This is a genomic window from Halomonas cerina, from assembly GCF_014192215.1.
Classification (GTDB): Bacteria; Pseudomonadota; Gammaproteobacteria; order Pseudomonadales; family Halomonadaceae; genus Halomonas; species Halomonas cerina.
Genome location: NZ_JACHXP010000003.1, coordinates 114,806 through 133,682, shown reverse-complemented (window position 1 = coordinate 133,682; position 18,877 = coordinate 114,806). Strand labels below are relative to the sequence as shown.

The 18,877-nt window shown below is 67.1% G+C and carries 20 protein-coding genes; 9 read left to right on the top strand and 11 right to left on the bottom strand.

Annotated elements, in window-relative coordinates; genetic code table 11:
• Positions 1 to 26: 26 nt before the first annotated feature.
• From FHR94_RS03985 to FHR94_RS03960, 6 genes are all read right to left on the bottom strand, one after another.
• A complete protein-coding gene (locus FHR94_RS03985; protein ID WP_183324327.1) occupies positions 27 to 1,184 on the bottom strand; it encodes a hypothetical protein in 1,158 nt (385 codons plus the stop codon).
• 52 nt (positions 1,185 to 1,236) lie between these two features.
• Complete coding sequence (locus FHR94_RS03980) at positions 1,237 to 1,647, bottom strand: hypothetical protein (RefSeq protein ID WP_183324326.1); 411 nt, start codon at positions 1,645 to 1,647, stop codon at positions 1,237 to 1,239.
• Positions 1,648 to 1,649: 2 nt separating this feature from the next.
• Positions 1,650 to 2,156 carry a hypothetical protein gene (locus FHR94_RS03975; RefSeq protein WP_183324325.1) on the bottom strand — a complete coding sequence of 169 codons (507 nt, stop codon included), beginning with the start codon at positions 2,154 to 2,156 and terminating at the stop codon, positions 1,650 to 1,652.
• 2 nt (positions 2,157 to 2,158) lie between these two features.
• Complete coding sequence (locus FHR94_RS03970) at positions 2,159 to 2,539, bottom strand: hypothetical protein (RefSeq protein WP_183324324.1); 381 nt, start codon at positions 2,537 to 2,539, stop codon at positions 2,159 to 2,161.
• A gap of 352 nt (positions 2,540 to 2,891) precedes the next feature.
• Complete coding sequence (locus FHR94_RS03965; RefSeq protein ID WP_183324323.1) at positions 2,892 to 4,280, bottom strand: sigma-54 interaction domain-containing protein; 1,389 nt, start codon at positions 4,278 to 4,280, stop codon at positions 2,892 to 2,894.
• Positions 4,281 to 4,516: 236 nt separating this feature from the next.
• On the bottom strand, positions 4,517 to 5,653 hold the full coding sequence (locus FHR94_RS03960) for a GNAT family N-acetyltransferase (RefSeq protein WP_183324322.1): 1,137 nt from the start codon (positions 5,651 to 5,653) through the stop codon (positions 4,517 to 4,519).
• 114 nt (positions 5,654 to 5,767) lie between these two features.
• Here FHR94_RS03960 and FHR94_RS03955 point away from each other — a divergent pair, with 114 nt between their 5' ends.
• From FHR94_RS03955 to FHR94_RS03920, 8 genes are all read left to right on the top strand, one after another.
• Entirely contained in the window at positions 5,768 to 7,165 is a 1,398-nt protein-coding gene (locus FHR94_RS03955) for a coniferyl aldehyde dehydrogenase (RefSeq protein WP_183324321.1), read from the top strand.
• A 100-nt stretch (positions 7,166 to 7,265) separates the two neighbouring features.
• Positions 7,266 to 9,152, top strand: a complete 1,887-nt coding sequence (edd, locus tag FHR94_RS03950; RefSeq protein ID WP_183324320.1) for a phosphogluconate dehydratase — start codon at positions 7,266 to 7,268, stop codon at positions 9,150 to 9,152.
• Positions 9,153 to 9,161: 9 nt separating this feature from the next.
• Positions 9,162 to 10,130: a glucokinase gene (gene glk, locus FHR94_RS03945; RefSeq protein ID WP_183324319.1), complete on the top strand. Its 969-nt coding sequence runs from the start codon at positions 9,162 to 9,164 to the stop codon at positions 10,128 to 10,130.
• A gap of 18 nt (positions 10,131 to 10,148) precedes the next feature.
• A complete protein-coding gene (locus tag FHR94_RS03940; protein WP_183324318.1) occupies positions 10,149 to 11,126 on the top strand; it encodes an aldose epimerase family protein in 978 nt (325 codons plus the stop codon).
• On the top strand, positions 11,123 to 12,001 hold the full coding sequence (locus FHR94_RS03935) for an aldo/keto reductase (protein WP_183324317.1): 879 nt from the start codon (positions 11,123 to 11,125) through the stop codon (positions 11,999 to 12,001). The genes FHR94_RS03940 and FHR94_RS03935 overlap by 4 nt, the downstream gene beginning before the upstream one ends.
• Positions 12,002 to 12,041: 40 nt before the next feature.
• Positions 12,042 to 12,998 (top strand): carbohydrate kinase family protein, encoded by a 957-nt coding sequence (locus tag FHR94_RS03930; RefSeq protein WP_183324316.1) that lies wholly within the window; start codon positions 12,042 to 12,044, stop codon positions 12,996 to 12,998.
• Between the two features lie 195 nt (positions 12,999 to 13,193).
• Positions 13,194 to 13,496 (top strand): ribbon-helix-helix protein, CopG family, encoded by a 303-nt coding sequence (locus FHR94_RS03925; protein WP_183324315.1) that lies wholly within the window; start codon positions 13,194 to 13,196, stop codon positions 13,494 to 13,496.
• Positions 13,493 to 13,837 carry a type II toxin-antitoxin system PemK/MazF family toxin gene (locus tag FHR94_RS03920; protein ID WP_183324314.1) on the top strand — a complete coding sequence of 115 codons (345 nt, stop codon included), beginning with the start codon at positions 13,493 to 13,495 and terminating at the stop codon, positions 13,835 to 13,837. Before FHR94_RS03925 ends, FHR94_RS03920 begins: the two co-directional genes overlap by 4 nt.
• Before the next feature lie 80 nt (positions 13,838 to 13,917).
• On the opposite strand, the gene FHR94_RS03915 is transcribed toward FHR94_RS03920, so the two are convergent.
• From FHR94_RS03915 to zwf, 3 genes are read right to left on the bottom strand one after another with little or no spacing between them, the layout of a single operon-like run.
• Positions 13,918 to 14,580, bottom strand: coding sequence for a bifunctional 4-hydroxy-2-oxoglutarate aldolase/2-dehydro-3-deoxy-phosphogluconate aldolase (locus FHR94_RS03915; protein ID WP_183324313.1), 663 nt, complete (start codon positions 14,578 to 14,580; stop codon positions 13,918 to 13,920).
• Between the two features lie 36 nt (positions 14,581 to 14,616).
• Complete coding sequence (pgl, locus tag FHR94_RS03910; protein WP_183324472.1) at positions 14,617 to 15,282, bottom strand: 6-phosphogluconolactonase; 666 nt, start codon at positions 15,280 to 15,282, stop codon at positions 14,617 to 14,619.
• Between the two features lie 13 nt (positions 15,283 to 15,295).
• A complete protein-coding gene (gene zwf, locus FHR94_RS03905) occupies positions 15,296 to 16,807 on the bottom strand; it encodes a glucose-6-phosphate dehydrogenase (protein WP_183324312.1) in 1,512 nt (503 codons plus the stop codon).
• Between the two features lie 239 nt (positions 16,808 to 17,046).
• On the opposite strand from zwf, the gene FHR94_RS03900 reads away from it, so the two are divergent.
• Entirely contained in the window at positions 17,047 to 17,919 is an 873-nt protein-coding gene (locus tag FHR94_RS03900; RefSeq protein WP_183324311.1) for a MurR/RpiR family transcriptional regulator, read from the top strand.
• 77 nt (positions 17,920 to 17,996) lie between these two features.
• Here FHR94_RS03900 and FHR94_RS03895 read toward each other — a convergent pair whose 3' ends face one another.
• A complete protein-coding gene (locus tag FHR94_RS03895) occupies positions 17,997 to 18,362 on the bottom strand; it encodes a RidA family protein (RefSeq protein WP_183324310.1) in 366 nt (121 codons plus the stop codon).
• Positions 18,363 to 18,422: 60 nt separating this feature from the next.
• Positions 18,423 to 18,764, bottom strand: a complete 342-nt coding sequence (locus tag FHR94_RS03890) for a TraR/DksA family transcriptional regulator (RefSeq protein WP_183324309.1) — start codon at positions 18,762 to 18,764, stop codon at positions 18,423 to 18,425.
• Between the last annotated feature and the right edge of the window lie 113 nt (positions 18,765 to 18,877).

The following is an 18,877-nucleotide window of genomic DNA, read 5'->3' as shown; positions in this document are numbered from 1 at the left end:
CGGCCGGGAAGGCCCCGGCCGAGGGTTTACTGCGTTCCACCCGTGGCCGAGGCGATGGCCAGGGAGTTGCGCTGCAGGTTGTTGTTGCCCGCGGCCACGTTCACGCCGATATTGCCACTGGCGCCCAACAGGGCGTAGTCGCTCAGGGTGGCGTTGTTCTCGGCGGCGATATAGACGGTGTTGGTGGTGGTCACGCCGCCGGACAGGGTGCCGCCCATGGCCATCAGGCCCGCCTCGCGGAAGCCGAGGCGGCCTCGCTCCGTGCCGGCGAACTGGTCGGTGTTGGCACTGTTGCCATCGAAGTCCAGGTGACCCACGTAGGTGGAGCCCCCCGGGTGGCCGCTTGCCTCGGAGCCGCCCAGCCAGATCTCCGGGTAGACCTGGTTGGTCTGCTCCCAGGTGCCCGCGTAGCCGCCGCTGCCGCCGCCGAGGTAGCCGCCCACCATCACCCCGGACACCCTGACGCCGACCCGGTTGGTGAAGGTCTCGGTGTGGCCCTGGCTGCGGCTGTAGTTGTAGTAGGCGGTCTGCACGCCACCGGTGGTGGCATCGGCAGAGCCGGACCGGGTATTGGAGGAGGCGGCCAGCGAGTTCTGCTGGGCGTTGCCGACCCCGGCGGCCACGTTGACGCCGATATTGCCGGTGGCGCCCTGCAGGGCATAATCGGCGAGAGTGGCGTTGTTGGGGCTACCGGTGCTTGCCACATAGGTGTTGGAGGAGGACTGGGCCGAGAAGGCCGCGGCCTGGCCGAATACCCGTTCGGCATCCGAGGCCGACAGGGCAGCGTCATTGGCCTGACTGTTGCTGTCACCGGCCGCCACGTTGACGCCCACGTTGCCCGAGGCACCTTCCAGTGCATTGCCATTCAGGGTGGCGTTGTTCTCGGCCATGCGGTTGGTCACGTCGGCGTAGTTGATCAGCTGCTTGCTGTCCACGGTGGCCCCGGAGTAGTGGCGCGCCGGGTCAAAGGTCCAGACATTGACGTAGAAGTCCTTGTAGGTGTCCGAGTCGTGGCGCAGTTCCACATCGATCCGATTGTCGAAATCGGAGTCGATGGTGCTGTCGGTGTCGAACTTGTTGTAGCTGCCGATGAAGCTGTTGTTGACGCCATCGGCCAGGGCGTAGGGGGTGGCCATCAGTGCGGTAACGGCCAAGGCCAGCGGTGCTTTCTTGAAGGTGGTCATGAGCTTTCTCCTGAATGAACCAACGCGTTTCGTTGCATTGCGATGTCGCTACCTACCGCGCGAGCTGTATGGACATGCTAAAGCTGTGGCGGGTAGCGTTCCCCGTGCCGGCTGACTGGTTGACCTGGATGACGCCGCGGGCTCCCTCGAAGATCGACTCGTCGACCTCGATCCTGCGCGAGAGATCCGTTCGGTCATCGCGGTCACCATTCAGCCCCTGCCTGTCGGCCAGCACCTGCTGCAGGATGGTGTCGTTGAGGTGGCTGGCCGAGATGCTCAGAACACCCCCTTCGGGGTGGCTCCGTACATTACCGAGACCCGCCGTCTGATTGACCGACAGCCAGCCCTGTGACTGCCGAAAGGCGTGGTCCTGAATCTTGGTGCTGACCTGATGAGGCGTGAGGTCCTCTAGGTGGCTTGCCAGCTGGAGCAACGTGTGGATGGTGCTCGTCCCGTCATCCATGCTCAGCGCCCTCCTGTCAGCGGTGCCAGCGCCCCATCGAGGGTGTCGGCGATGCCCGAGGTGAGCGAGCGAACGCTGCCGCCAGCGCTTCCCCCGAGCACGGATGGCGCCCGACTGGCGCTGCCGGTGGCGCGGGCGCCCATGCCCGGATGGGTCCCCAGCGCCCGATGTAGATGGTGTATCGATCCCTGCACACCGCCGTGGATGCTGGCGGCCCGTTCGTCGCTGAGGGAGATAGCCTGGATGCCGATCAGCCGCTGCTGGGCCTCCAGGGCGCCATGGCGGGCATTGACCCGCGACGTGATCTCCCCGGCATGGCGCTCGACCTGGCCGTATACGGCCGAATCGACATCGCGAAGGATGACGATGTCACCGGGCAGGACACCGGGATTCAGCCGCGCCCCCGAGGTGCCATCGTCGGCCTGCAGGCCCGCGGCCGGTGTGGCCAGGGCCACCACCAGCAGCCAGCGGCGGGCGGTACGCGAGAAATGTAGATGGCGGTCGCTCATGTTCACTGCTCCCTATGGCTGGTTACGCGGGTGTGCTGTTGATTGCCGAGCCCGGAGGAGAGCGACTTGCCATTGCCCTGCCCTTTGCCGCCGGCGTTTCCCGGGGGACGCTCGTCCCAGAGGATCACGAAGTCACCGTCCTGATCGGTGAAGCTCCGAGCGTCGAGGTAGCGCCCGCGAATCGCTGCAAGCCTCTCATCATCCAGGCGCACCAGCCCGCTCGCGTCGGCCGCCCCCTCGCCGGTTGCGGTATCACCGACCACGCCATGTGCCTGGGCGCTCGCTCCCCCGACCCCCATGGCGAGGCCCAGCAGCAGCCCGAACAGGCGGCATGCCCGATGAGGGCTGGCATGAAGGCATATGGGGCAGGAGGGGAAGGGCATGTCGGCAGCTCCAAAACGTTCAGTCACTCTTTTTTACAATTTAAGGAGCAATAGGCGTGCCAACTTGTAGGTTATTGTTTTTATTAAAGAAAAATCAAATTGCTGATAATAGAATGTAACTCTTTTGTTACATGAACACGCCTGCCACGGGTGCAGCACGCGTTATACGCCGTAAAATATAAAAAAATCAAACAGTTAGAAAATGATCGACCAAGTGTCACAGGCGTGAGTCAGGCGCGCGGCAGAAGGGCCTCGGCCCGAGCACGAAAAAGGCCTGTCAGGGAGCAGACAGGCCTGAGGAAGACACGGATCGGCAGCGCTGAGGAAGGAAGGAGTTCAGGCATGCCAGTGGCTAATCTGAATCTGTCGCCGGTGCGGCCGTCGGCGAGCGGGCCAACCCGTGCTTCTCCATCAGGCGATAGATGGTGACGCGCGACACCCCCAGTTCCCGGGCTGCCTGATGAACCTTGTGCTTGTTGCGTCCCAGAGCGGCGACCAGCACCTCACGCTCGGCATGATCGCGCGCCTCATCGAGCGTCATGAGATGGCGGGGGGCCTTGCGGCGGTCGATGCCCAGATCCACGGGCTGGATGAGCCGATTTTCGCACATGACCATCGCGCGGCGAATGCGGTTGATCAGCTCACGGACGTTGCCGGGCCAGGGATACTGGCGCATGACCAGCAGGGCTTCACGCGAGAAGCCCTTCAAGCGGCTGGACTTCTCGTTGGCGAAGCGCTCGAAGAAATAGCGGGCCAGGATCTCGATGTCCTCCTGGCGCTCCCGCAGGGGCGGCACCTTGATCTGCAGCACGTTGAGACGATGATAGAGATCCTCGCGAAAACGTCTCTCCTCGACGGCCTTCTCTAGATCGACGTGGGTGGCGGCAATGATGCGCACATCCACGGGAATGTCTTCCAACCCGCCGACGCGCTGGATACATCGCGTCTCGAGAAAGCGCAACAGGTTGACCTGCAACTCCAGGGGAAGGTCGCCGATCTCGTCGAGAAACAGGGTACCGCCATCCGTGGCCTCGATACGGCCGATCTTCTTGTGTACCGCACCGGTGAAGGCCCCCTTCTCATGCCCAAAGAGTTCCGACTGGATCAGATGGTCCGGCAGTGCACCACAGTTGATGGCATGAAAGCCGGCCGATGCACGGGGCGAGCGCTCATGGATGGCCTGTGCCGTCAGCTCCTTCCCCGTACCGGACTCGCCACTAATGAGGACCGGTGCCTCCACCGCCGCCACCTTGCGGATGGTCTGGAAGAGCTCCCACATAGCTGGCGTGGTGCCGACCATCTCGCTCTCATCGCTGTCGGAGCGCCTGTCGGTCGCGACATCGTCACGCAGGCCATCCTGCTGGAGCCGTGACAGGGCGAGTGCCCGCCGCATCAGGCAGTCGAGCTCGGCGACCTCGACATCGGGCTCCATGAACCCGACGCACAGCGTGGCTACCAGGCGATGCCTGTCGGCATCCCTCAGGGTGTCGCTCGCGGCAATGGCCAGCCACGGGCAGTGACTCCGCAGGATCAACGGCTCCAGCTGACCCAGTTGAGCATCCGACATGCCCTCGAGTTGGACCAGGCCGACACCACCGTCACTCTCAGTCTCCAGACAACAGTCCGACAGCGGTGCCAGCAGGCGCTGCACGTCCCAGCCCAGGGCACTCACTTTCGCTTCCAGATGGTTGATATCCAGCGCATCCTCGGCCACCAGCCAGCAACGTTGCTCTCTTTCCATCGCGACTCACCTCATCCCTTGTTGGCAACGAACGCGGATCCCGTCGCCCACGTGAACCACCGCGCTACATGACCCTGCCGAGGGCATCGGGAATGACACGCTTCGGACCACGCGCTGACGCGTCGTTCGTTGGCCGGCATCTGCCCGGCTCTTGACTTCGCCGAAGTGTCCAATCACACACACTGAGAAACACTACAGTTACATTCTGCAAACTTCAGCATAGCAGGGGATGAGAATTACACCCGGAATGGCAGCACTTTTTCCGCCTCCCGGCAGTAGGCCTCGACATGCTCGGCCTCCTCGCGGCAGAAGCGGGCCACCGCCACGCGCAGACCGGGGTCGACGATGTGGTGCAGCGAGGTCAGCCGTCGCGGCGCGAAGCCCCGGCTGAGCTTGTGCTCGCCCTGGGTGCCCGGATCGAAGCGGGTCAATCCCTGTGCGAGGCAGTGCTCGATGCCCTGGTAGTAGCAGGCCTCGAAGTGCAGGCAGTCGGCCACCACCTCACTGCCCCAGTAGCGGCCATAGAGGGTATGGCGCCCCTGCAGGCAGAGCGCGGCGGCCACCGGCCGACCTTCGAGCCGGGCCTGAATCAGCACCAGGCTCCCAGGCAGGGTGTGGCGCAGCCGCTCGAAGAAGTCACGGTTGAGGTAGCCCCGGCGTCCCCGCTCGAGGTAGGTGAGCTCATAGCAGCGATGGAAGTGAGCCATGTCCTCGACGCCAATCGCTTCCCCCTCGAGCCGGTGCAGGGTAAGCCCCTGCTCCGTCACCAGGCGTCGCTCGCGGCGGATCGCCTTGCGCCGCTTCGAGGTGAGGGCAGACAGAAAGCCTGTGAAGTCGCCGTAGCCCCGATCCTGCCACTGGAACTGCACGCCGTGGCGGGCGATCAGGTGGGGACAGGCCGCCTGCCAGCCGGCCACCTCGGCCTCCTCGGCGAACAGCAGGTGCCAGCTCGAGAGTGACTCATCCTCTTCCCAGGCCCTGGCCAGCACCCCGCGGGCCTCGCGAGGATCGAGATCCGGCGCCAGTGCCAGCCGAGGCCCGGGCGCCGGCGTATAGGGAATCGCGGTTAGCCCCTTGGGATAGTAGCGACCCCCGGCACGCTCCCAGGCCTCGGCCCAGGCCCAATCGAAGACGTACTCGCCGAAGGAATGGTACTTGTGATAGTAAGGCAACAGACCCACCAGGGTCTCGCCTCGCCATAGAGTAAGGTGGCGCGGTGCCCAGCCGGTGGCCCGACTCACGGCGCCGCTGGCCTCCAGGGCGTGCAGAAACTCATGGCGCAGGAAGGGATGGTCATCACCAACCAAGGTATTCCAGGCCGCGGCCGGGACCCTGGCGATGGCAGGCAACTCGGTCAGGACCAGTCGAGGCATGGACGCTCCAGGGGCAGGCGGCGGGGAGGGCCGGCTGACAAGGCACCGGCAAAGCGCCTACATTGTGCGCAGACCTTCCCGTCCCTTCCAACCCGCTGCTCATGGGAGACGCGCATGTCCGACGCCCAAGCGCTGTCGGCTCGTCTGGAGGCCCAGCGCCGAGCCTTCGCCGTGGAGCCCTTCCCCTCGGCCCGGCGTCGCCACGACCGCCTCGCCCGCCTCGATGCCATGACCCGACGCCACCGCGACGAGATCATTCAGGCCATCCGCCAGGACTTCGGCCACCGCGCCGACGCCGAGACACGGCTGGCGGAGATCACGCCCCTGCGGATGGCCATTCACTACGCCAGGCGGCACCTCAGGCGCTGGATGCGCCCGAAGCGCGCCACGGTGCCCTGGCGCCTGCTCCCCGGGCGGGCCCGAGTGTACCGCCAGCCACTGGGGGTGGTGGGTATCATCGCGCCGTCCAACTATCCCTGGCACCTGGCCTGGATGCCGGCGGTGGATGCCCTCGCCGCCGGCAATCGGGTGATGATCAAGCCCGGCGAACAGACGCCGGCCACCAGTGCCCTGATGGCACGGCTGGCCGAGCGCTACTTCGCGCCGGACGAACTCTGCGTGGTGACCGGCGACACCGACGTGGCGCGCGCCTTCTCGGCCCTGCCCTTCGATCACCTGCTGTTCACCGGCAGCGCGCGTGTCGGGCACGAGGTGGCCCGCGCCGCCGCTGCCAACCTGACCCCGGTTACCCTGGAACTGGGGGGCAAGACCCCGGTCATCATCGGGACCGACGCCGACCTGGAGAAGGCCGCCGAGCGCATCGCCTTCGGCAAGTGGCTCAACGCCGGCCAGACCTGCATCGCCCCGGACCACGTCCTGATCGAAGCCTCCCGGCTCGTCGAGTTCATCGATGCCATGACGCGGACGGTGACGACGTTCTACCCCCGGGGCAGCGCCAGCGAGGACTACAGCGCCGTGCCGGGTGAGGCGCAGCGCCGGCGCCTCACGGCCATGCTCGACGAGGCCCGCGACCACGGCTGCCGGGTGATCGAACTGGGAGAGCACGTCGCTCTCCCCGACGGTGGCGCCAAGTTGCCGCCCACCCTGGTGATCGACCCGCACGAAGGCCTGGCGATCATGCACGAGGAGGTCTTCGGTCCCTGGCTGCCGGTGATCGGCGTTCGTGACCTGGACACCGCCCTGGCGCGGGTCACCGAGGGTCCTCGCCCGCTGGCGCTGTATGCCTTCACCGACGATGCCGATCTGCGCCGACGCCTGCTGGAAGAGACCCACTCCGGTGGCGTGGTGTTCAATGACACTCTGTGGCACAACGCCGTGCCTGCTCTGCCCTTCGGCGGTGTCGGCGCGAGCGGTATGGGGGCCTACCGGGGGGAGGCAGGCTTTTTGCGCTTCAGCCTGGCACGCGGTGTCTTCCTCCAGTCGCGACGCAGCGCCGTCGGGCTGCTCAACCCGCCCTACCGCCGATGGCTGATCCGGCTTCTTGGACTTTAAGGTAATAAAACTACAAAACAGGCGGAAAACCGACTAGGATAGGCGGAATATCGCAATAGATATTGGTAAACTTACCAAATAGACATAGCCGAGGTGCTCCATGGTCAGTGCAACCCCCGCCCTCAACGACACCGTCGCTGCCGTCACCCGACGCATCCGCGAGCGCAGCGCCGAGCGTCGCGCCCTCTACGAGAGCCGCATGGCCGACCAGCACCGCCGCGGCGTGCACCGCGGCGAGCTCAGCTGCGGCAACCTGGCCCACGGCTTCGCCGCCTGCGGCGCCGAGGACAAGAATGCCCTGAAGCTGATGAACTCGGCCAACCTGGGGATCATTTCGTCCTACAACGACATGCTCTCCGCCCACCAGCCGCTGGAGGCCTTCCCGGCCACCATCAAGGCGGCCGCGCGCAAGATGGGCTCCACCGCCCAGTTCGCCGGCGGCGTGCCCGCCATGTGCGACGGCGTCACCCAGGGCCAGCCGGGCATGGAGCTCTCGCTGTTCTCCCGGGATGTCATCGCCATGGCCACCGCCGTGGGGTTGTCCCACAACATGTTCGACGCCGCGCTGTACCTCGGCGTGTGCGACAAGATCGTCCCGGGCCTGTTCATCGCCGCGGCCCGCTTCGGCCACCTGCCGGCCACGTTCGTGCCGGCCGGCCCCATGCCCAGCGGCCTGCCCAACAAGGAGAAGGCGCGCATCCGCCAGCTGTTCGCCGAGGGCAAGGCCAGCCGCGAGGACCTGCTCGAGGCCGAATCGCGGTCCTACCATAGCCCCGGCACCTGCACCTTCTATGGCACCGCCAACTCCAACCAGCTGATGATGGAGATGATGGGGCTGCACCTGCCCGGCACCTCCTTCGTCAACCCCAGCACCGAGATGCGCGAGGCCCTGACCGCCTTCGCCACCGAACAGACCATCCGCAATACCGAGCCCGGTGGCGACTATCGCCCCTTCTACCAGCAGATCGACGAGCGCGCCATCGTCAACGCCATCGTCGGCCTGCTGGCCTCGGGCGGTTCCACCAATCACACCATGCACCTGGTGGCCATGGCCGCCGCGGCGGGCCTGACCATCACCTGGGACGACTTCACCGAGCTGTCCGCGGTGACCCCGAGCCTGATGCAGGTCTATCCCAACGGCCAGGCCGACATCAACCACTTCCAGGCCGCCGGCGGCATGGCCTTGCTGTTCCGCGAACTGATCCAAGCCGGCCTGATCCACGCCGACATCCTCACGGTGTTCGGCACCGACCTGACCGCCTACACCCGGGAACCCTTCCTCGAGGACGGCAAGCTGGTCTGGCGCGAAGGCCCCACCGAGAGCCTCGACACCGAGGTGCTGCGCGGCGTGGCGGATCCCTTCGCCCCTACCGGCGGCCTCACCGTGCTCGACGGCAACCTGGGACGCGGCGTGATCAAGGTCTCGGCGGTCAAGCCCGAGCACCGCGTGGTCGAGGCCCCGGTCAAGCTCTTCGAGGACCAGAACGAGCTCCAGGCCGCCTTCGAGGCCGGCGAACTGGATAGAGACGTTATCGCCGTGGTGCGCTTCCAGGGCCCCAAGGCCAACGGCATGCCCGAGCTGCACAAGCTGACCCCCTACCTCGGCGTGCTCCAGGACCGCGGCTACCAGGTGGCACTCGTCACCGACGGGCGCATGTCCGGCGCCTCCGGCAAGGTGCCGGCGGCCATCCACATGAGCCCCGAAGCCTTGGACGGCGGCCCGCTCGCCAAGCTGCGTGATGGTGACATCGTGCGCCTGGATGCCGACGCCGGCCGCCTCGAGGTCAAGATCGACGCCCATACCTGGGCCGACCGCGAAAAGCACGTCGCCGAGCTGGACCACTACCACGTGGGCCTGGGTCGCGAGCTGTTCGGCGGTTTCCGCCACCTGGCCATGCGTGGCGAGGAAGGCGCCGGGGTGTTCGGTGGCTTCGAGGCCGACGACCTGGCCCGCCAGGAGGGCCTGATCCACGACCTGGACGCCTGAGGCCCTGCCATGACCCGACCCGCTCTTATCGGTGACATCGGCGGCACCAACGCCCGCCTGGCCCTGGTGACGCCGGGCGCCGTCGACCCCCACGACATCCAGAGTCTGCCCTGTGCCGATTACGACGGCCCGGTGTCGGCCATCCGCGACTACCTGACACGGGTCGGCGCCATCGGTGCTCGCGCGCCACGGGAGGCCTGCCTGGCCTTCGCCTGCCCGGTGCACGGCGAACGAGTGGTGATGACCAACAATCACTGGGCTTTCACCAAGACCGCGGTGCGCGAGGCCCTGGGGCTTACGCTGTTCAAGGTGATCAACGACTTCATGGCTCAGGCGCTGGGCGTGCCTCACGTCACCGCCGACCAGTTGGTCACCGTCCAGGCCGGCGAGGCGGCGCCCCATGCCGCCCGCCTGGTGATCGGCCCCGGCACCGGCCTCGGCGTCGCCGGGGTCTTTCCCGGCCGGCATGCCTGGATCCCGCTGCCCACCGAGGGCGGCCACGTGACCTTCGCCCCTACCGACGAGCGCGAACAGAACCTGCTGCGCCACTTCCGCAACCGCTACGGCCGGATCTCGGTGGAGCGGCTGCTGTGCGGCCAGGGCCTGCTCGACCTCTACCTGGCCCACTGCTCGCTGAAGGGCGCCCCGCCCCGCTACGCCACTCCCGCCGAGGTCACCGAGGCGGCCGGCAGCGGTGACGGCGTGGCCCGTGATACCCTGCTGCGTTTCCTGAAGATCCTCGGCGACGTCAGCGGCGATGCCGCGCTCACCCTCGGCGCCCGGGGCGGGGTCTACCTGTGCGGCGGCATCCTGCCGCGCCTGCTCGACTGGCTGCCGGAGAGCCGCTTCCTCGAGGCCTTCGCCGCCAAGGGCCGCATGAGCGCCTACACCGGCAATATCCCGGTGCAGGTGGTGACCGCCCCCTGGACGGGCCTGCTGGGCGCCGCCGAGGCCCTGCACAACGAAGAGGTCGAGTAGCTCGACGGAGGAGGATGAATGATTCCCGCATCCCTGCGCGCCCTGCTGGACGCCACCGACGGCCAGCGCCGTGTCGACTGGGCCGGCCGCGAGGTCTGGCTGGCCAGGGAACCCTGGGGCGAGCTCGCCGTATCGCTCCAGGGCGCCCAGGTCCTTCACTTTCTACCGGCATCGCCGGAGGCCGCGACCGCCGAAGGCGCCTCGTCGGCGCCCGACGAGGCGCAAGCTGCCGGCGCTTCGGCATCGCAAGACGACGCCGAGGAGTCCTTGGTCCCCGGTGGCTGGCTATGGGTCACGCCCTCCCCCCAAGCCTTGCCCGGGGCGATTCGCGGCGGCATCCCGCTGTGCTGGCCCTGGTTCGCCGACGAGCGCACCGCCGACGAGTCCCCGGACCGCTCCGGCCCCCTGCACGGCCCGGCGCGCAAGGCCGACTGGCGCCTCGAGGCTGTGGACGAGCACGAGGAGGGGCTGGAGCTGCACCTCACCCCGGTCGAGCGGCTGCACTCCCAATTAGTCCCCCGGGCGGTGGTCCAGGCCAATGCCCAACGCCTGCATGTGGAGCTGATCACCGAGCACGTCGGCGAGACGCCGGTGAAGATCACCGGCGCCCTGCACAGCTACCTGGCGGTGGTCGAGGCCCATGCCTGCCGCGTGGAGGGGCTGGCCGGCGCGCGCTACCTGGACAAGCTGGCCGACTTCGCCGAGCGCGAGCAGCAGGGCGAGCTGGGGGTGCGCGGCGGCCTGGACCGCCTCTACCACACCAATGCCGAGCTGGTCCTCGACGACGGCGGGCGCCGGCTGCGCGTCGCCCGCCAAGGCAGCGACTCGGCGGTGATCTGGCATCCCGGCGACACCCTGCCCGACGACACCTCCGCCGAGGCCAGCCGCCACTTCCTGTGCGTCGAGTCGGCCAACACCCGGCTCGACCCGGTGTGGCTGGTCCCCGGCGCCCAGCACCTGCTGGGTACCACCCTTTCCCTGGCGAGTGACGCATGAGCGACACCCGCGCGATCTTCGACGTGCCCTTCGCCCTGGGCATGATGGCCCTGCATGAGGCCCGCGACCTGCAGGCTCCCACCGCCCTGGCCGACTGGATCGAGGCCCGCCTCGACGAGGGCCTGTGCTGGTTCGACCATGCCGACATCTACGGCGACCGGGCCGGCGAGACGCGGTTCGGCGACGCCCTGGGCGCCCGCCCCGGCCTGGCGGAGCGGGTCCGGATAGTGACCAAGGCCAGCATCGTCGTGCCCGCGCGTGACGCCTCGCCCTTCGCCGTCAAGCACTACGACAGCTCGGCGGACTACGTGACCGCAGCCATCGACGCCGCCCTGGCCCGCCTCGGGGTGGAGCACCTGGACCACTTCCTGCTCCACCGACCCGACCCGTTGATGGACGCCGAGGCCACCGCCCGGGCACTGGATGAGGCCATCGCCGCCGGCAAGATCGGCGCCGCCGGGGTCTCGAACTTCCTGCCCGAGGCTTGGCGTCGACTGCAGGCGGCCATGTCGCATCGCCTGGTCGCCCACCAGCTGCAGCTTTCGCTGGCTCATGCCACCCCGCTGTTTGACGGCCTGTTCGACGCCGTGGTCGGCGACGGCCAGGTGCCCATGGCCTGGTCGCCGCTGGGCGGCGGCGCCTGCCTGCAGGGCGAGACCGGCGAGCGGCTGTCGCGCCTCGCCGAGGAGCGTGACGCCTCTCCCGCCGGCCTGGCGCTGGCCTGGCTACGCGCCCTGCCCGGCCGTCCCCTGCCGGTGATCGGCAGCCTCAAGGCCGAACGTATCGCGACACTCCGGCGTGACGCCGCCCAGACCCTCGACCGTGCCAGCTGGTATGCGCTGCTCGAGGCGGCCCGCGGTCACGAGGTGGCCTGACACCTCGTGCCTGACCACGACAATGATTGAGGACACCACCATGACGCCCGTTATCGCCTTCGGCGAGGCCCTCGTCGACATGCTCTCCAGCCGCCTGGGAGATACCCAGGACGGGCCGGAGACCTTTACCCCCTATGCCGGCGGCGCCCCCGCCAATGTGGCCGTGGCCTGCGCCCGGCTAGGGGTGCCCAGCCGCTTTTTGGGCATGCTCGGCGATGATCACTTCGGGGACTTCATCGCCGAGGCGCTAGCCGCCCACGGCGTGGATATCTCGGGCGTGGTCCGTACCCGCGAGGCCCGCACCGCCCTGGCCTTCGTGTCCCGGGACGCGACCGGAGAGCGCACCTTCGACTTCTACCGCCCCCCCGCCGCCGACCTGCTCTACCGCGTGGAACACCTGCCGGCGGGGATCTTCGCCGAGCCGGCCATCCTGCACCTGTGCAGCAATAGCCTGACCGAGCCAGCCATCGCCGAGACCACCCTGGCCATGGCCGAGATGGCCGCGCGGGCCGGCTGCCTGGTCAGCGTCGACGCCAACCTGCGCCATAATCTGTGGGAAGAGGGCGCCGCCGACATCGCCCTGGTCACCCGCCTGCTGGACGCGGCGAGCCTGCTCAAGCTCTCCCGTGAAGAAGTCGACTACCTGCGCGCCGACCATCCCGAGGACGCCTGGCTGGCCGAGCGCCTGGCTGCCGGCGTCAAGCTGATCGTGATCACCGATGGCGGTGACGACGTGCGCGTGGCGGGCGTCGGCCTGTCGCTGGTGGTGACGCCCCCCGCCGTCGAGCCGGTGGACACCACCGCCGGCGGTGATGCCTTCATCGGCGGCCTGCTGGCCATGCTCGCCCGGCACGGACTGGAAGGCTGGCATGATGACGAGACCTTCCTGACCGAGGCGGTGACCGTCGCCTGCCGTTGCGGCGTCCATGCGGTCACCCGGCCCGGCGCCTATGACGCCCTGCCGACCCGTGAAGACCTGCAGCGCCTGACGACCTGACCGCGCCACCCTCCTGCCCGGCGCCGGGCGTTGCCTGCCATCGCCCAGGTGGCTGTATTCCGAGGCACAGTGCCTTGGAATACAGCCACCCGGAAGCCCATGACTGGACAGGGCGACCCCCTTGCTCCCGCGGAGCATTTTCCACTGCAAATTGTCTTATGATTCGTCATACCCAACGCAGCGCGAGGTGTAGCAATGTCAACACTGAGCATTCGCTTCCCCGAGGACCTGGAACGCAAGCTTGCCGAGGAGGCCCGTCTGGCCCATAAGGGGCGTTCCGAGCTAGTGCGGGAGGCAGTACAGGAATACGTGCTGCGCCGTGAGAGGGAGCGGTTCATCCAGGACATGGTGCAGGAGATGCGCGAGTGGCAGGATGATGCCCTTGGCCGGGAGGTGTCTGGCGAGTTGTCAGACGAAATGCCAGACGATGATCTGGACGCCCTGATCCGCACGGAGCATGATGCCGGCGTCGACCCCAACGCGCGGTGGTGGAAATGATCCGTCGCGGAGAGGTCTGGGTCGGCAACCTGAATCCCACCCGGGGCAACGAAGTAGGCAAGGCTCGACCGGTCCTGGTCATGCAGGCCGATGCGCTGACGCAGGCTGGCGCCGAAACGGTGATCGTGCTGCCGCTGACCACCCAGTTCCGGCCGGGATGGCAGCGATTTCGCGTACCCCTGCCCACCCGCGACCGCCTGTTGGTGGACTCCTATGTGGTCATCGACAAGCCGCGAGCGCTAGACCCGACCCGACTCGGCGAGGGCCCGCTGACCACTCTCACCGCCGAGGAGATGGCCGCCGTGGAGCAGTCGTTGCGCGGTGTACTTGGAATGCTGTGAGCGGCAAAAAAACCCGGCCTTGCGGCCGGGCGGAAAGGACAGCGACTGGCTGTCGAGAGAGCACTCGGAAAGATGGGAACTCAGTGATGGAAGCGGTCAGCTACCTCACGGGCGAGCCGTCGGATGGCGTTCCAGTCGCCGGCGTCGACCAGTGACTTGGGCGTGAGCCAGGAGCCGCCCACGCACATCACGTTGTTGAGGGCCAGGTAGTCGTCGGCGTTGTCCAGGTTGATGCCGCCGGTGGGGCAGAAGCGCGCCTCGGCGATCGGCCCGGCGAAGGCCTTGAGCGCCTTGACGCCGCCGCTGGCTTCGGCGGGGAAGAACTTGAAGCGGCGATAGCCGTACTGCCAGCCGACCATCAGCTCGGAGACGGTGGCCACGCCGGGCAGCATCGGCACCGGGCTCTCCACGCCGTAGCGATAGAGCGCCTCGGTAGTGCCCGGCGTCACCACGAAGTCGGCCCCGACCTGCTCGGCCAGACGATACTGAGCAGGGGTCAGCACGGTCCCCACGCCGATGCTGACATGGGGCAACGCTTCCTTGATGCGCCGGATGGCTTCCAGGGCACAGTCGGTACGCAGGGTGATTTCGAGCACCATGATGCCCCCCTCGACCAGGGCCTTGGCCAGCGGCACGGCATCCTCCACGCGCTGGATCGCCAGCACCGGGATCACCTCGGCCTTAAGGCAGATGCTGTCGAGCTCGGTGGTGCGGGTGGACGGCAGTTGCTTGTCGATGGTCATGTCGTTTGCTCCAGATAGGGTCGGGCCGAAAGGTGCTCAGGGGGCCCAATAGATGCCCAGCGGGCAGGCGAGGAAGGCGCGGATAGGTAACTCGCGGCTGCCATCGCCGGCCAGGGCCCTGGCCAGCACGGCCCGCTTGTCCTCGCCGCTGATGTGCAGGAAGTGCCGGCGCGCCCGATGCAGCCGCTCGGCACTGAGGGTGATGCGCGGCTGGGGCTTGCTGGGCGTGCGCACCGCCACCACCGGTTCATCGGTGGCCAGCGCCAGATCGAGCTCACGGCTGTCCGGGAACAGCGAGGCGGTATGGCCGTCACCGCCCATGCCCAGGATCACCACGCTGGCGGGCCAGGCGAGGCGCTCGAGACGCTCGCCTACCTCAGCGGCGCCCTGCTCGGGGGTCGCATCCGCGGTTGTCAGCGGCACGAAGGTCGCCTCGGTGGCCGGCCCCTGGAGCAGGTGCTCGCGCACCAGGCGGGCATTGCTGTCGTCGGCCTGCTCGTTGACCCAGCGCTCATCGGCCAGGGTCACCTGGATACGCCCCCAGGGAAGGTCATGGGCGGCCAGGGCGTCGAAGAAGGGCACCGGGGTGGAGCCACCCGAGACCACCAGCAGCGCCTTGTCCTGAACGGCCAGGTCGGCGCGCAGGGCCTCGGCCACGGCCTCGGCCAGCTGGTGAGCGAGTTGCTCACGGGGAGTCGGCATCGTGTTCGTCATCTCAGTAGTCCTCATACCAGCTGCGGCCATCCTGGGTGATCATGGCGATGGACGCGACCGGCCCCCAGGAGCCGGCAGGATAGCGGCGCGGGGCCTCATCACGATCTTGCCAGGCGTCGATCAGGCTGTCGCACCAGCGCCAGGCATGCTCCACCTCGTCGCGGCGCACGAACAGGTACTGCTGGCCCTTCATCACCTCGAGCAGCAGCCGCTCATAGGCATCCGGGATACGTGACTTGGGGAAGGCGCTGTTGAAATCCAGGTGTAGCGGCCCGCGGCGCAACCGCATGCCCTTGTCCAGGCCGCTGTCCTTGGTCAGCACTTCCAGGGCGATACCCTCTTCCGGCTGCAGGCGGATGACCAGCTTGTTGGCCGCCAGGGCACGCTGGTCGGGATCGAAGATGTAATGGGGCTGCTGGCGGAAGTGGATGATGATCTGGGAGAGCTTCTCCGGCAGGCGCTTGCCGGTGCGCAGGTAGAAGGGCACGCCCGCCCAGCGCCAGTTGGCCACCCCGGTCTTCATGGCCACGAAGGTCTCGGTGTGGCTCTCGGTGTTGGCCCCTTCTTCCTCAAGGTAGCCGGGCACGCTCGCCCCGTCGGCGGTGCCGGCGATGTACTGACCGCGGACCACGTCGCGCCCCAGCATGTCGTCGGTGAACGGCTTGAGCGCCTTGAGCACCTTGACCTTCTCGTCGCGGATGGCGTCGGCGTCGAGGTTGGCCGGGGGGTCCATGGCGATCAAGCAGACCAGCTGCAGCAGGTGGTTCTGGACCATATCACGCAGCTGACCCGCCTGGTCGAAGTAGCCCCAGCGTCCCTCGATGCCGACCTTCTCGGCTACCGTGATCTCCACGTGGGAGATGTGATTCTGGTTCCACTGGGTGCCGAACAGCGGGTTGGCGAAGCGCAGGGCGATCAGGTTCTGGACGGTCTCCTTGCCCAGGTAGTGATCGATACGATAGATCCGCGACTCGGGGAAGACCGCGCCGATGGCATCGTTGACCTCGCCACTGGAGACCAGGTCATGGCCGATCGGCTTCTCGACGACCACACGGCTGCGCTCGTCGAGACTACCGCTGGCCTCGAGATGACGGCAGATATCGCCATAGAGGTTCGCCCCGACCGCCAGGTAGACCACCATGGGGCGCACGCTGCCCGCCTGGCGCCAGTCGCGGATGGCCTGATAGCCCTCCGGGGTACTGAAGTCCAACCGACAATAGGTGAAGCGGGCCAGGAAACGCTTGACGGCCGCGCGGTCCAGCTCGGCGCTCTTGACATGCTGTTTCAGGGCCGCCTCCACCTTGCCCCTGAACCCGTCGTCGTCCAGTTCGTACCGGGCCACACCGAGCAGGCGTGTGTCGTCATCGAGCAGGCCCTCGCGATCGAGCTGGTAGAGCGCGGGATACAGCTTGCGCTGAGACAGGTCGCCGAGCGCACCGAACAGCACGAAATCGACCGCCGTACCGATGACGTCGGAGGAACGCGCCTCACCGGTCCGCTTGAATTGACTCATGTCCGCCCCCATCTTGTTAACTTAGCAAAATACTAGCGAAGAATCCTACCGCTCGCAAAGATATTTTGTAACTTTACTACAAAACATCCATGTCTTACCACCCGCCTCGGCCAAGGACTGGCCGAAAGCGCCCGCAGCGCGGTACGATCTTCAGCATAATGTAGTTAAATCACCACATCATCCGCCCCTTACCCGCGGCGCCGAGAGGGCGTTTCGCCGTCATGGAGATTTCCCCGCCCATGGTCAGTCATGATCTGCTGGATCGCATCCGCCACCGCCTCGATGAGCTCAACCGTTCCGAACGCAAGGTTGCCGACGTGATCCTGGCCAACCCGGGGGCGGCCACCAGCATGAGCATCGCCACCCTGGCCCAGGCGGCCTCGGTCAGCGAACCGACGGTCAATCGCTTCTGTCGCAGCTTCAACGCCAAGGGCTATCCCGACTTCAAGATCAAGCTGGCCCAGAGCCTGGCCGGCGGCACCCCCTATGTCAGCCAGGCCGTGGAGCCCGATGACTCCGCCGTCGCCTATACCGGCAAGATCTTCGGTGCCACCATCGCCGCCCTGGACCAGGCCAGCCGGGAGGTCGACCCGGCCCGCATCGAGCGCATGGTGGACTTCCTGATCCAGGCCAAGCAGATCCACTTCTTCGGCCTCGGTGCTTCCGGCGCCGTGGCCCAGGACGCCCAGCACAAGTTCTTCCGCTTCAACCTGCCGGTGACGGCCTATGTGGACGTCCTGATGCAGCGCATGGTGGCCTCGGCCTGTCACACCGGCGACGTGGTGGTAGTGCTCTCCTACACTGGACGGACACGGGAACTGGTCGACATCGCCCGCCTGGCCCGTGACAATGGGGCCGTGGTGCTGGGCATCACGGCGCCGGGCTCGCCGCTGGCCGCCGAGTGCACCGAGACACTGGAGGTCAGTGCCCCGGAGGATACCGACTACTATATGCCGATGACCTCACGGATGGTGCAGCTGGCCCTGATCGACGTCCTGGCCACCGGCGTCACCCTGCGGCGTGGCGAGGACTTCCTGCCCCACCTCAAGAAGATCAAGGACAGCCTGAAGGAGACCCGCTACCCCCTCGAGCCCCCCCGCGGCACGTCGTGAATCGGCACACCACATGCCAGGAAAGACCGGCCCCCTGACACGGCCGGCCTCCTGCGTGCCGGCGCACGGGGCAACACTCAGCGGCCCTTCTTCACCAGGGTGGTGACGGTGACCTCCACCCGCAGCTCGTCGGCCGGCATCGGCGCGCAGACACAGGTCCGTGCCGGGGCATGTCCCGCGGGTACCCAGGCATCCCAGACCGCGTTCATGGCCGCGAAGTCGTGGCCCTCCTTGAGATAGATCGTCGCCGTGAGCAGGTGCTGGCGATCCGAGCCGATCTCCTCGAGCAGGGCGTCGAGGCGGGCCAGCATACTCTCGGTCTGCGTGGTGATATCGCCATGGCGGGCCTCGGGGCCGGCCACCTGACCGCACAGGTAGGCCACGCCGTCGTGGATCACCGCCCGGCTCATGCGGGCCTTGGTATCGTGTCGTTCGATGGTCATGCTCATCTCCCTTTTGCTGTCTTAACCTGTCCCATGTCTTGCCCTGCGGAGTTCGGCGGATCACTCGGCGCATTCTATGCACTTGAGGGCCAAGGGATTCCACTCCAGGCGCCTGGCGCCGATCCACTCGCCGCACTCGATGCACTCCCCGTACTCGCCGCGCTCGATGCGCGAGAGGGCCCCCGTGATGCGGCGCAGCGCCAACTGGCGGCGCGCCTCCTCGGCCTTGGCCATCGCCTGGCCCTGGAGGGCATCCATACGCGAGAGTCGCCCTACCGAGGTCTGGTCGAGCATCACGGTATCGCGAGCCTCGCGGCTTGAGTCGCTCTGCTTAAGCAGTTCCTCGCGCAAAGCGAGAAGACGCTTCTCAACTGTCTCCATATCCAGTTCGGGATGGTTCATCTAGACCTCCGACGGCAAAGAGTGGCAGCAGGACTCGGAGAGGCCACCCCCGATAGGGCTGGTATCATGTATCGCTCTCTGCGGGCGAACCGCCATCTCCTCATCTTGCCACC